The sequence below is a fragment of the Neisseria sp. HMSC066H01 genome (assembly GCF_001837375.1).
Taxonomy (GTDB): Bacteria; Pseudomonadota; Gammaproteobacteria; order Burkholderiales; family Neisseriaceae; genus Neisseria.
The window spans coordinates 139476-151923 of the sequence record NZ_KV832194.1 but is presented as its reverse complement, the minus strand read 5'-3'; the positions used below and the strand labels follow the sequence as shown (position 1 = coordinate 151923).

Sequence of the window (12448 nt, the reverse complement as noted above, 5' to 3'; positions counted from 1 at the left end):
ATAATGCTATTCTTCGCGGCCATTGAAATACTCGGCCGCTCCACCTTCAAAAAACCCTTGCAAAATCGCCTGCGCCGCTACTTGGTCAAGTACGGATTTTTGTTTTCTGCCAAATACTTGGGCTTCTGCAAGCAAGCTTTCCGCGTATAGGGAAGACATCCTTTCGTCCACCCAATAAACCGGCAAGTTAAAACGTCCATGCAAACGGCGGCCAAACTTGCGGCTCAAACGGGTCAGCTCATGCTCCGTGCCGTCGGTATGCGTCGGCAGTCCGACCACAAAATACTTGGGTTGCCATTCTTTGACCAACTTGGCAATGGCCTCAAATTTTTCATCATTGCTGTTGCCGGTTACCGTCGCCAGCGGATGAGTCATGCCCAACTCGGCATCCCCCTGCGCCACGCCGATACGCGCCTCGCCGAAATCAAAGGCCAAAACCGTGCCTTTTGGTGCATCAGGCATGGCCGACTCCTGAAACCAAGGCGTTCGGATTGACGCCCAATTTTTCAAAAGCGGCGGCATAGCGGAGTTCGTAAGGCACATCAAAAAGAATATGCTCATCCGCAGGGACGGTCAGCCAAACATTTTCTGCCAACTCGCGCTCCAACTGCCCTTTGCCCCATTTTGAATAACCAATGCTGATCAAAGCCTTATCCACCGCGCCTTCTTTAGACAGGTTTTCAATCACATCGCGCGAAGAAGTCAGCGCCACGTTATCGGTTACCACCATGCTGTTTTGCCAGCGGCCGATCGGCGTATGCACAACATAGCCGCGCTCAATCTGAACCGGCCCGCCCATCATCACGTTTTCATGTTGCAGGCGTAACGGGATATTGCGGTCGGCGGCGGCAAAAATCATGTCCATGGTAATCGGCGAAGGCTTGTTGATGATGATGCCCAGCGCACCTTCTTCATCATGTTCACACACATAAATGACCGTATCCGTAAAAAACGGATCGTCCATATGAGGCATGGCAATCAGGAAATGGTTGGCTAAATTCATATTCTTCTTAATCTATTAAGCTGATTTTATTATTTTTGGCCGTCAGAAATCGGCGCGTCCACCACGCAGGCGCCATAAACTGCGCCGCCTGCCGGTACCGGCGCATCGGTTTTCGCATGGGCAAAACACGATACCGCGCTCAAAGAGTTTTTCGGCGAGCCTTGAACGATTTTATCGCTGTACACCAAATAAGCGAAAGACTTACGTTTCGGGTCGTAGTAACGGATAATCTGCTGGCTCTTAAATGCCATGCTGGCGCTGCGTTTGAACACTTGTCGCGGTTTCAAAACCGCAGCCTCGTTATAACGGATGACTTCCGCACTTTGCACGCAGGAAACGGATGCGTCGCTGGCATCTTCTTCCAGATTGACTGTTTCTTTCAAACCGCCTTTTTTCGCGTACGAAATATAGCAGGCAACCCCCTGCACATCAGGATCATCAAAACCTTCCACTTCAATACGGTCGTTCTTACCCAGCATATGAAACACCGTACTGGCGCGTCCGATTTTATCGGTATCGTTACCGCAAGCCGCCAAAACCATGGCGCCCAACACTACTAATAAATATTTTTTCATAATATCCTGTCAATGCAGACTGTCAGTTTCCAGACAGGCGGAATCATATCCGCCTACTCCATCATTACTATATAAGACCGTTCGTCCATATTGCAACCCAATATTATTTTCAGACGGCCTGACAGACAGTATAATCCGTCCTATTGTTCCTACTTTAATAGCAAGATCGAACCATGCGTTACAAACCCCTCATCCTCGCCCTGCTGCTCAGCTTCTCCCTGCCAACCTATGCTGCCAAAGACGCGCCGAAAGAAAAAGCGGCCGCCGTCAAAAAAGCTGCGCCCGTAAAAAAAGAGAAAGAAGCCGCTAAGGCGGATGTCAAAAAAGAAACCCCAAAAAAACAAGTAGTAAAAGAAAAAGAGGAAGACAAAAAAGCGGTTAAAGCCAAAGCCTCCAAAGAGAAGGAGACCGCCGACAAGAACGAACGCGCTTCAGCCAAAAACAAACCGGCTAAAGCCGCCGAGGCCTCGGCCGACAATAAAAAGGCCAACCGTAAAGCCGAAGAGCCTAAAGAAACAGCAAAAGACAAAAAAGCTGCAGCCGCAAAATCTGGCAAAGCCAAAGAACAAGACAAAAAAACTGCTGAAGATAAAAAAGACAGCAAAGCCAAAGAACCTGTAAAAAAAGCAGAATCTAAAGAAACCAAAACCAAAGAGCCTGCTAAAAAAGCAGCTGAGGATAAAAAAGACCGTCAATCCAAAGAGCCAGTAAAAAAAGCAGCCGAAGACAAAAAGGCTGACGCTAAAGAAACCAAAGCCAAAGAGCCTGCCAAAAAAGCTGTTGAAGATAAAAAAGACACAAAAGCCAAAGAGCAAAACAAAAAAGACGAGCCTAAAGCTGAGCCTAAAGCCGTCTCTTCAGCCGACAACGATTTCAAAGCAGCCGTGACTGCCGCCGCCAACGAGATGGAAAGCAAGAAATCCTTTGCCAAACGCAACGAGGGTTTCATTATCCATGTCAATGCCACGCTCAAACAGCTGCAACAAACACGCAACAACCTCTCCGGCATCAACCGCAAACAACGCGACGCTTGGGAAAAATTCCAAAAACTCAATGCCGATGCCAACCAGTTGAAAGCCGAAGTTTCCAACACGCGCGCCCAAATTTCGCGCTTTGTGTCCGGCAACTATAAAAACAGCCAGCCCAACGCGGTCGCCCTCTTCCTGAAAAACGCCGATGCCGGTCAAAAAACCCGCTTCCTGCGTTACACGCGTTATATCAACAACGCCAACGACCAAGTCATGAGAGACTTGGAAAAACAACAAAAAGAGCTGGCGGCGCAAGAGCAAAAAATCAACAATGAATTGGCTTACCTGAAAAAACTGCAAGCCAACATCCAAGCTTCGTTGCGTCAACAAGGCGTGACCAATACCGCCGAACAAGCCGAAAGCCGCCGTCAAAACGCGCAAATGGCCAAAGAAGCGCAAAAGAAAATTAACCATAGAGAAAACGAGCAACGCCTCAACAATCTCTTGAAAGATTTGGAAAAACGCAAAGCCGAGCAACGCAAAGCCGAAGCAGAAGCGCGTAAAAAAGCCGCTGAAGCCCGTTTGGCCGCCGCCGAAAAAGCCCGCAAAGAGCAGGCTGCCGCCCAACAAAAAGCCGAGGCCGAACGCGCCGCCATGTCCACGCTGACTGACGAAGACATGAAACTGCAAGCCCCAAATACCCAAGGCTTGACCGTCAGCAACGCCAACAGCTTCAGCCGTATGCAAGGCCGTCTGAAAAAACCGGTCAACGGCACATTGGCAGGCCTGTTCGGTCAAGACCGCGGCGATGGCGAAGTTTGGAAAGGCGTGTTCTACAATACCGTTCCGGCTCCGGTCAGCAGCATTGCCTCAGGCACAGTTACTTTTGCCGGCGAGCTTGAAGGCTACGGCAAAGTAGTCGTCCTCGACCACGGCGACGGCTATGTCAGCATTTACTCCGGTTTGAGTGAAATTGACATCGCCCAAAACTACGCCGTCAATGCCGGCAGCAAGATTGGTACCAGCGGCACTTTGCCGTCGGGCGAAACCGGCCTTTACCTTGAAGTCCGCTACAACGGACAAGTCATGAATCCGCTTTCATGGATTAACTGATGTTTCAGACGGCCTGAGTGAATTTTCCCGCCAGGCCGTCTGAATTTTCATCATAAACTACAATAAAACACGATTTTCACGCCTGTTCAGCACATTAAACAACAAACTTTTACCTTAAACTTATTGTTTCGAGCGTTTAAATCACATAAAGTCAACGGGTTCAGAGAAAACAAAAACCACTTTGCTTACCGTACACAAAAAGAAAGTCAAACGAATGTCAACAAAATCCACTTTGAAAAAAGTTGCAATCTACACTCTCGGCGCATTTAGCGGCATCGCCCTCAGTCTGAGTGTACAAAGTTTTGCCGCCGAAAAAGACAAAAAAGACAACGAGGCCCTGCCCGTGCAGACCATCCGCACTATGGCAGAAGTGTACGGCCAAATCAAAGCCAACTATTACCAAGACAAGCCCGACGCCGAGCTTTTTGAAGGCGCAATGAAAGGCATGGTGTCCGATCTCGATCCGCATTCCGAGTATATGGACAAAAAAGGCTATGCCGAAATGAAAGAATCCACCAGCGGCGAATTCGGCGGCCTGGGTATGGAAATCGGACAAGAAGACGGCTTCGTCAAAGTCGTTGCCCCGATTGAAGACACGCCGGCAGAACGCGCCGGCGTGAAAAGCGGCGACTTCATCGTCAAAATCGACAATACCTCTACCCGCGGACTGACCGTCAGCGAAGCCGTCAAAAAAATGCGTGGCAAACCGGGTACCAAAATTACCCTGACCCTTTCACGCAAAAATGCCGACAAACCCATCGTCGTCAACCTGACCCGCGCCATCATCAAAGTCAAAAGCGTACGCCATCACCTGCTTGAAAAAGACTACGGCTACATCCGCGTCTCCCAATTCCAAGAGCGCACCGTTGCCGCGCTCAACGAAGCCGCACAAGCCCTTGTCAAAGAAAACAAAGGCCCGCTCAAAGGCATCATCCTCGACTTGCGCGACGACCCGGGCGGCCTGCTCAACGGTGCAGTCGGCGTATCCGCAGCCTTCCTGCAACCTGACGTAACCGTTGTCAGCACCAAAGGCCGCAACAAAAAAGAAGGCATGGTACTCAAAGCAACTGCCGAAGACTACATCACCACCAGCGGCAAAGACCCGTTGGCCGGATTGCCTGCCGAGCTGAAAACTATTCCTATGACCGTCCTGATTAACGCAGGCTCGGCCTCTGCTTCCGAAATCGTTGCCGGTGCATTGCAAGACCACAAACGCGCCGTCGTCGTCGGTACACAAAGTTTCGGCAAAGGCTCAGTGCAAACCCTGATTCCGCTTTCCGGCGGCAGCGCAGTCAAACTGACCACCGCCCTTTACTACACGCCAAACGACCGCTCGATTCAAGCGCAAGGCATTGTTCCTGACGTTGAAGTCAAAGACAAAGACCGCGCCTTTGAAAGCCGCGAAGCCGATTTGGTCGGCCATATCGGCAATCCGTTGGGCGGCCAAGACGTCAACAGCAATACTGAAACGCCTGTCAACTCAGAAACCAAATCCGATAAAGACAAGTCCAAAAAAGACAAAGACGAAGACATCTCCAGCCGCCGCATTCCAAATCCGGCCAAAGACGATCAGCTCCGCAAAGCCTTGGACTTAGTGAAAAATCCAGCCGAATGGCAAAAATCTTTGGGCTTGGCAGCGAAAAAACCTGCACCGAAAAAAGATGCGGATAAAGACAGTAAGAAATAAACCTGTTATTTCTCAATAAAAAAGGTCGTCTGAAAACGATATGATTGTTTTCAGACGACCTTTTCACACATCAAATATTCCACAGGGAAAACACCATGGCAAAAGCCCCCAAAACCATCTACCAATGTTCCGAATGCGGCGGTACTTCCCCGAAATGGCAGGGCAAATGCCCGCATTGCGGCGAGTGGAACACGCTTCAGGAAAGCCTGGCCGCGCCCGAACCGAAAAACGCCCGCTTCCAATCTTGGGCGGCAGACACTTCTACCGTCCAATCCCTATCCGCCGTGACCGCCACCGAAGTGCCGCGCAATCCGACCGGCATGGGCGAGCTTGACCGCGTATTGGGCGGCGGTTTGGTCGATGGTGCAGTTATCCTGCTCGGCGGCGATCCCGGCATCGGCAAATCCACGCTGCTGTTGCAAACCATCGCCAAAATGGCGCAAAGCCGTAAAGTGCTGTACGTTTCCGGTGAAGAATCCGCCCAACAAGTCGCCCTGCGCGCACAACGTTTGGAACTGCCCACCGAAGGCGTAAACCTGCTTGCCGAAATCCGCATGGAAGCGATTCAGACGGCCTTAAAACAGCATCAGCCCGAAGTCGTCGTCATCGACTCCATCCAAACCATGTATTCCGACCAAATCAGTTCCGCACCCGGCTCCGTGTCGCAGGTGCGCGAATGTGCCTCCCAACTGACGCGCATGGCAAAACAGATGGGCATTGCCATGATACTGGTCGGACACGTTACCAAAGACGGCGCGATTGCCGGCCCGCGCGTGCTGGAACACATGGTCGATACCGTGCTGTATTTCGAGGGCGACCAACATTCCAACTACCGCATGATCCGCGCCATTAAAAACCGTTTCGGTGCAGCAAACGAACTGGGCGTATTCGCCATGACCGAAAACGGTTTGAAAGGCGTGTCCAACCCGTCCGCCATCTTCCTTGCCAGCTACCGCGATGACACGCCCGGTTCGTGCGTTTTGGTCACGCAAGAAGGCAGCCGCCCGCTTCTGGTCGAAATCCAGGCATTGGTCGATGACGCGCACGGCTTCACCCCCAAACGCCTCACTGTCGGCCTCGAACAAAACCGCCTCGCCATGCTGCTCGCCGTCCTCAACCGCCACGGCGGCATTGCCTGCTTTAACCAAGACGTGTTCCTCAACGCCGTCGGCGGCGTTAAAATCGGCGAACCCGCCGCCGACCTCGCCGTCATCCTCGCCATGCTCTCCAGCTTCCGTAACCGCCCTATGCCCGAAAAAACCGTGGTTTTCGGCGAAATCGGCTTAAGCGGCGAAGTCCGCCCTGTTGCACGCGGGCAAGAGCGGCTCAAAGAAGCGGAAAAACTCGGCTTCAAACGCGCCATCGTCCCCAAAGCCAATATGCCGCGCAATGCCAAAGAATTTCCGAACCTGAAAATCTACGGCGTCAGCAGTTTGCAGGAAGCGATTGATGTTTGTCGTGACGGGGACTAAACCGTTTCGATAATCTGATTCAAAAAACAATCAGCTAAAAGGCCGTCTGAAAGTTTTCAGACGGCCTCTCTTTAAATTTAAATAATTTTGTTATATTATAACGAAATACTTTATTCTATCTTTTCTACACATCGAAAATCGGAGAGAAATCATGAAAAAAACCGCTTTGCTTATCGCATCTGCCTTCCTGTTCAGCACTGCCGCACACGCCCACCGCGTTTGGGTTGAAACCGCCCACACACATGGCGGCGAATACCTTGAAGCCGAATTGGGCTATGGCGAATTCCCGGAGCTTGAGCCCATCGCCAAAGACCGCCTGCACATTTTCAGCAAACCCATGCAACTGGTGACTGAAAAAGGCAAAGAAAACATGATTCAAAAAGGCACATACAATTACCAATACCGCAGCAAACTGCCGGTCAAAGACGGCAGCTACTTGGTAACCGCCGAATACCAACCGACTTTCTGGTCAAAAAACAGCGCGGGCTGGAAGCAGGCAAGCATCAAAGAAATGCCTGATGCAAGCTATTGCGAACAAACCCGTATGTTCGGCAAAAACATCGTCAATGTCGGCCATGAAAGCGCAGATACTGCCATCATCACCAAGCAAGTCGGCCAACATTTGGAAATCGTACCTTTGGACAACCCTGCCAACGTCCACGTCGGCGAACGCTTCAAAGTCCGCGTCCTCTTCAATGGCGAGCCGCTGCCTAACGCCACCGTTACTGCCACATTTGACGGCTTCGACACCAGCGACCGCAGCAAAACCCATAAAACCGAAGCCCAAGCCTTCTCCGATACCACCGATGACAAAGGCGAAGTCAGCATCATTCCATTGCGCCAAGGTTTTTGGAAAGCCAGCGTAGAACACAAAGCCGATTTCCCTGATCAAAGCGTGTGCCAAAAACAGGCGAACTACACTACTTTGACTTTCCAAATCGGTCATTCACATCATTGATTTTTCCATAACAAAAGACCGTCTGAATAGTTCAGACGGCCTTTATTCATCCTATTTAAGGACGATGCGGCGCAAACCGCCATTGTCCCAATTCCAAATTCAAATCAAACAGATTCAGACGGCCTATTGCCACGCGAACCAAACGTAAACACGGAAAGCCTGCTTTCGCCGTCATCCTTCGCACTTGGCGGTTTTTCCCTTCCGAAATTTTAATTTCCACCCAAAAATCAGGTACGGATTTGCGCACGCGAATCGGCGGCACGCGCGGCCATAAAACATCCGCTTCGCCCTCTTCCAATACCCTGACCTCGGCCGGACGGGTGACAAAATCGCCCAAATCTACGCCACGGCGCAATAAATCCAATTTGGCTTCATCAGGAGAACCCTCCACCTGCGCCCAATAAGTTTTGACCTGCTTGAATTTCGGGTCGGCAATCTGCGCCTGCAAACGGCCATTATTGGTCAGCAGCAGCAAACCCTCGCTGTCCGTATCCAAACGGCCAGCCGGATAAAATCCCGGTTTCTCGACAAAATCCTTAAGGCACGGATGTTTTTCATGTGCAGAAAACTGGCAAATCACGCCATAAGGCTTGTTTAGGATAATCAAATCGTTCATTTCACACTTTCAGACGGCCTTAGATTCCAAGCGATCCCGGATAATAAAAAAGACACCGTATAAACGGTGTCTTTCATATTTGGCGGAGTAAGAGGGATTCGAACCCTCGATGCAGGTTGACCCCACATGCTTCCTTAGCAGGGAAGTGCCTTCAGCCTCTCAGCCATTACTCCTAAGGAAGACTGCAATATACGCCCTCTGCCCTCCTTCGTCAAGCATTAGCGCCTCAAACTTTCTTAACACCATGAAATCATTTAAATAAAAATATAATATTTTTTGCATCATCCTATTTTTATACGGCTTTCATATATGTTAAAATGATTTTGTTTTCTGTAAACCTTTTTTCACACCCCTTATTATAAAGGAGTTCGTATGTTACGTTTTTCTGCTTTGGTTGCCGTATCCGCCCTGATGCTTGCCGCTTGCTCACAATCCGGCAATTCCCAACCATCTGCTTCCTCCTCTCAAACTTCTACTCAAAAAACAACTGCCGCCGGTTCTGCCTGCCGCAGCATGGGTGAAGGACATAAAGTCAATGGCAAAGGTCAAAACGATATTTATATGTGTAAAGTCGATGTGGCTTTGAACTCTGCCGAAGCCAAATCCGCTTTGGATCCCAGCATCCGCGTTCACTACGGCAGCACATCCGGCGCAACTTTGACTTCCCGTCAAATCTCCAACTCAGTCGGCAAAACCCCTGATGAAACCTGTCAACGCGCGTTCTTGAGCGCAGTTAAACGCTTCCAAAGCACTGCACATCGCAAAAAAGCCAAATCCGTTCATCTGGTTAGCTACTTTGACAAAGTAACCAAAGGCGGTAACGAGTACGAATGCCACATCGCTACATTCAACAGCCGTGTGGTTTTGAAAGGCAGCTTCCACTAAGCAATGTCAAAAATGCCGGACTTCAAGATGAAGTTTGGCATTTTTCTATTTTATGGATACGACACCCCTTCACTGTCTGCTGGCCGATCCGTCTTTTGCCGCCTGCTACGACCATGCTTCTCTAAACGCAGCCGATTCACAACGTTTGGCTGCCACGCCGCAACTGGCGCAGCGTCAGGACTGGCAAGTCAGCCGAGCGTTAAAACAGCAAACCAATTTACCGACTGTATCGCTGAGCCACAGCCAAGGCTTTGCCGCTTTATTGTGTGCGCCTCAGCCCTTAACAGCCGGTGTCGATATCGAATGTATCCGCCCGCGTGATTTCAAAGCGCTGTCGGCTTTGGTCTACACGCAGGAAGAGCAAGACTATTTGGAAACGGCAAACTGGCCGTCTGAAACGTTTTACCGATTGTGGTGTTTCAAAGAAGCCTTGATTAAAGCGGCGAATTTGGATTTCCCGTCAGACATGAAATCGGTCGGCTATGTTTTCGATTTGGGGCAACCCATCGGTTTACGCGCTGGAAAGCAAACCAATTGGCACGGCACAAGCGCGATTTTGGCGGATACGATGGCACTTGCCTGCGTTTGGCAGGGAAAAGCCGTCGCTCTGCAATGGCAGTTTTTCGGTTCGCTCAAGCCCAATGATTTAACCGACCGGCAAACCATCTAATAACTGACAAAATAATAATAATCTGATTTAATTTACTGTACTTTTACTGATTCCACACACCAACAGCAGCATTTGCACAAGGCCGTCTGAACGATGAATCTTCGCCTCCTAAACCGCCTCTATACTGCCCTTATCCTGTTTCTTACTCTGTTTTTGGTTTATGCCTTTGCTTCACAAGCGCGTATCCAAACCGATTTGACCGCGTTATTGCCAAGCGAGCAGCAACCCGATGCCTTACTGATGGCTGCGGATAAAGCCGCAGAAGCGCAGCTCAATTCGCAAGTCATTTTGCTTGCCGGCAGTACCGATGCCGAAACCGCTTTTCAGACGGCCTCACAAATTGCCGACGCATGGCGCAAGAGCGGCATATTTGAACAAGTCGACAGCAGCATGACGCCGAATTTGGACAAAGTGCGGGCGGATATGCAGAAACTGGGCTTGGCCGTTTTGCCGCAAGACGAAATCCGCCTGCTGTTCGAGCAGCCGCAAGCCTATTTTCAAGCGCGCGCAGAAGCCGCGGCCAATCCGTTTGCCGCCCCCTCCCCTTTGTCTTTAGAACAAGACTGGCTGGGCTTCGGACGCTTTGTTGCCGACAAAGCCAATCCGCAAAGCCGTTTGCAGTGGGACATGGACAACGGCATGCTGTTTGCCGAAGACCAAGGCAAAACTTGGGTATTTTTACGTGGACGGCTCGCCGGCGGCGATCAATTTTCCGGCAACGATGCCCTCTTGCCGCTGATGGCGCAAAGCCGTCAAATCGCTTCGGAAAACGGCGCGGAAACCTTAAGCGCAGGTGGCGCATTGTTCGCCGCCGTATCCAAAGCAGCCGCAGAAAAAGAAAGCCGGCTGATGAGCATGGTCGGACTTGGGCTGACTTTTGCGCTGCTGTTGTGGGTCTTCCGCAGCGGCCGCGTATTTTTGCTGTCCTTGCCGCTGGCAGCCGGTATGTTAACCGGATTGGCAGTCGCTTTATTGGTATTCGGCGAAGTGCATATCCTGACCATCGTCATCGGCACCAGCCTGGTGGGCATGTTGGTGGATTTCCCGTTGCACTGGCTTGCGCCGTCGGTATTCGGGCCGTCTGAAAAGACTGTTTGGCAGGCCGAATCGGCAATAAAACATGTCTTGCCGAGCTTTGCCGTCAGCCTGACGATTACCGTCTTGGGCTACGCGCTGCTGTGGTTCACCCCTTTGCCTGTACTGCGCCAGACCGCCGTATTTTCAGGCTTTGCCTTATTTGGTGCGTTTGGTGCCACCGTTTTATGGCTGCCGCCGCTGTTTCGCCGTTATCGTGCCAAAACCGTGCCTTTTGCCGCATTAACCGAAAAGCTCTATTCCTTGTCAGGCCGTCTGAAAAACCGCCTGCACAAACGCGGCTGGTTAATCGTGGGCGGAATTTTGCTGGCAGTCGGACTGTGGCGCAGCGACTGGCGTGACGACATCCGTCAATGGGTCAATATGCCGACCGCGATGTTGACAGAAGTACAACAAATCGGCCGGTTGAGCGGTACAGATTTTGGTGGCAAATATTTGGTAGCCGAAGCACAAAGCGAAGATGCCCTGTTGAAGAAAACCGCCGAACTCGGCCACGCCCTGCAGCCCTTAATCGCGCAAGGCAAACTTTCCGGCATCCAATCGCCCGACCAATTCATCCTGCCGACAACGGAGCAGCAAAAACTGCAAAACCGCCTGCGCGAATTGACCAAATTGCCTGATAGCTGGAAACCGCTCACAGAAATCGGTATTCCGCGCAAAACCGTGCGCGATGCCCTGCTGCAAGCCGCCGATACGCAACCATTATCGCTTTCAGACGGCCTGAATACCGATTTGGCAGAAGCTTGGCGTTCCTTGTATTTGGGCGAAGTGGAACCAGGCCGTTTTGCTGCCGTCGTGCGTTTGAACGGCATGACCGATGAAGCCGCCGTACACGCCGCAGTGCAACACGTCTCCGGCATACATTGGGCAGACAAACGCGCCCACTTAAACGAGCTTTTCCACCACACGCGCAATCAGGCCGCATGGTTGAAACTGGCTTCCTATGCCTTGGCATGGCTGCTTTTATGGAAAATGTTCGGTTTCAAACGCGGCAGCAAAATCCTTGCCGTGCCGCTGGCCGCCGCCATCTGCACCGTTGCCGTACTCGGTTTGGCCGGCATTCCCGTCAGCCTGTTTGCCATGTTCGGCCTGCTTTTAGTATCCGCCATCGGCGTGGACTATGCCGTCTATGCCGCCACCGCACACCACAGCGCGCCGGCAAAATTAGGCGGCATGCTGCTTGCCGCCGCGACAACTGCCATTTCCTTTGCCCTGCTCGCCATCAGCAGCACGCCCGCCGTTGCCGCATTCGGCATGACGGTTACCATCGGCGTGGCATTCAATATTTGGCTGGCAGTCACATTGTTGAAAAATTAGACAAAAAAATAAAGACGATTGAAATTAAGGCGATATTTTGTTTCAACTTCTATTGTCACGTTGTAAGAAGGCCGTCTGAAAAACTTCAG

Annotated in this window: 11 protein-coding genes and 1 tRNA gene; 7 read left to right on the top strand and 5 right to left on the bottom strand. The window is 51.2% G+C overall.

Features of this window, described 5'->3' with window-relative positions:
• Window positions 1-6: 6 nt before the first annotated feature.
• From ruvX to HMPREF2551_RS04850, 3 genes are read right to left on the bottom strand one after another with little or no spacing between them, the layout of a single operon-like run.
• Window positions 7-462 (bottom strand): Holliday junction resolvase RuvX, encoded by a 456-nt coding sequence (ruvX, locus tag HMPREF2551_RS04860; protein ID WP_003680463.1) that lies wholly within the window; start codon window positions 460-462, stop codon window positions 7-9.
• On the bottom strand, window positions 455-1003 hold the full coding sequence (locus tag HMPREF2551_RS04855) for a YqgE/AlgH family protein (protein WP_049322876.1): 549 nt from the start codon (window positions 1001-1003) through the stop codon (window positions 455-457). Before HMPREF2551_RS04855 ends, ruvX begins: the two co-directional genes overlap by 8 nt.
• 29 nt (window positions 1004-1032) lie before the next feature.
• Entirely contained in the window at window positions 1033-1578 is a 546-nt protein-coding gene (locus HMPREF2551_RS04850) for a CreA family protein (RefSeq protein ID WP_070837512.1), read from the bottom strand.
• Window positions 1579-1751: 173 nt separating this feature from the next.
• Here HMPREF2551_RS04850 and HMPREF2551_RS04845 point away from each other — a divergent pair, with 173 nt between their 5' ends.
• The 4 genes from HMPREF2551_RS04845 (at window position 1752) to HMPREF2551_RS04830 (ending at window position 7776) form a co-directional block, all read left to right on the top strand.
• On the top strand, window positions 1752-3659 hold the full coding sequence (locus tag HMPREF2551_RS04845) for a murein hydrolase activator EnvC family protein (protein ID WP_070837510.1): 1908 nt from the start codon (window positions 1752-1754) through the stop codon (window positions 3657-3659).
• Window positions 3660-3873: 214 nt separating this feature from the next.
• On the top strand, window positions 3874-5346 hold the full coding sequence (locus tag HMPREF2551_RS04840) for a S41 family peptidase (RefSeq protein ID WP_070837508.1): 1473 nt from the start codon (window positions 3874-3876) through the stop codon (window positions 5344-5346).
• A 95-nt stretch (window positions 5347-5441) separates the two neighbouring features.
• On the top strand, window positions 5442-6818 hold the full coding sequence (gene radA / locus HMPREF2551_RS04835) for a DNA repair protein RadA (RefSeq protein ID WP_070837506.1): 1377 nt from the start codon (window positions 5442-5444) through the stop codon (window positions 6816-6818).
• A gap of 151 nt (window positions 6819-6969) precedes the next feature.
• Window positions 6970-7776, top strand: coding sequence for a DUF4198 domain-containing protein (locus tag HMPREF2551_RS04830; RefSeq protein WP_003685136.1), 807 nt, complete (start codon window positions 6970-6972; stop codon window positions 7774-7776).
• A gap of 55 nt (window positions 7777-7831) precedes the next feature.
• Here HMPREF2551_RS04830 and HMPREF2551_RS04825 read toward each other — a convergent pair whose 3' ends face one another.
• Both HMPREF2551_RS04825 and HMPREF2551_RS04820 read right to left on the bottom strand, forming a co-directional pair.
• Window positions 7832-8392 carry a pseudouridine synthase gene (locus tag HMPREF2551_RS04825; RefSeq protein ID WP_003747348.1) on the bottom strand — a complete coding sequence of 187 codons (561 nt, stop codon included), beginning with the start codon at window positions 8390-8392 and terminating at the stop codon, window positions 7832-7834.
• 80 nt (window positions 8393-8472) lie between these two features.
• Window positions 8473-8565 (bottom strand) — tRNA-Ser (locus HMPREF2551_RS04820).
• Window positions 8566-8764: 199 nt separating this feature from the next.
• On the opposite strand from HMPREF2551_RS04820, the gene HMPREF2551_RS04815 reads away from it, so the two are divergent.
• The 3 genes from HMPREF2551_RS04815 (at window position 8765) to HMPREF2551_RS04805 (ending at window position 12359) form a co-directional block, all read left to right on the top strand.
• Window positions 8765-9277: a hypothetical protein gene (locus HMPREF2551_RS04815; RefSeq protein ID WP_003747350.1), complete on the top strand. Its 513-nt coding sequence runs from the start codon at window positions 8765-8767 to the stop codon at window positions 9275-9277.
• A gap of 52 nt (window positions 9278-9329) precedes the next feature.
• Window positions 9330-9947 carry a 4'-phosphopantetheinyl transferase family protein gene (locus HMPREF2551_RS04810; protein ID WP_070837503.1) on the top strand — a complete coding sequence of 206 codons (618 nt, stop codon included), beginning with the start codon at window positions 9330-9332 and terminating at the stop codon, window positions 9945-9947.
• Window positions 9948-10040: 93 nt separating this feature from the next.
• Window positions 10041-12359, top strand: a complete 2319-nt coding sequence (locus HMPREF2551_RS04805; protein ID WP_070837501.1) for an MMPL family transporter — start codon at window positions 10041-10043, stop codon at window positions 12357-12359.
• Window positions 12360-12448: the final 89 nt, after the last annotated feature.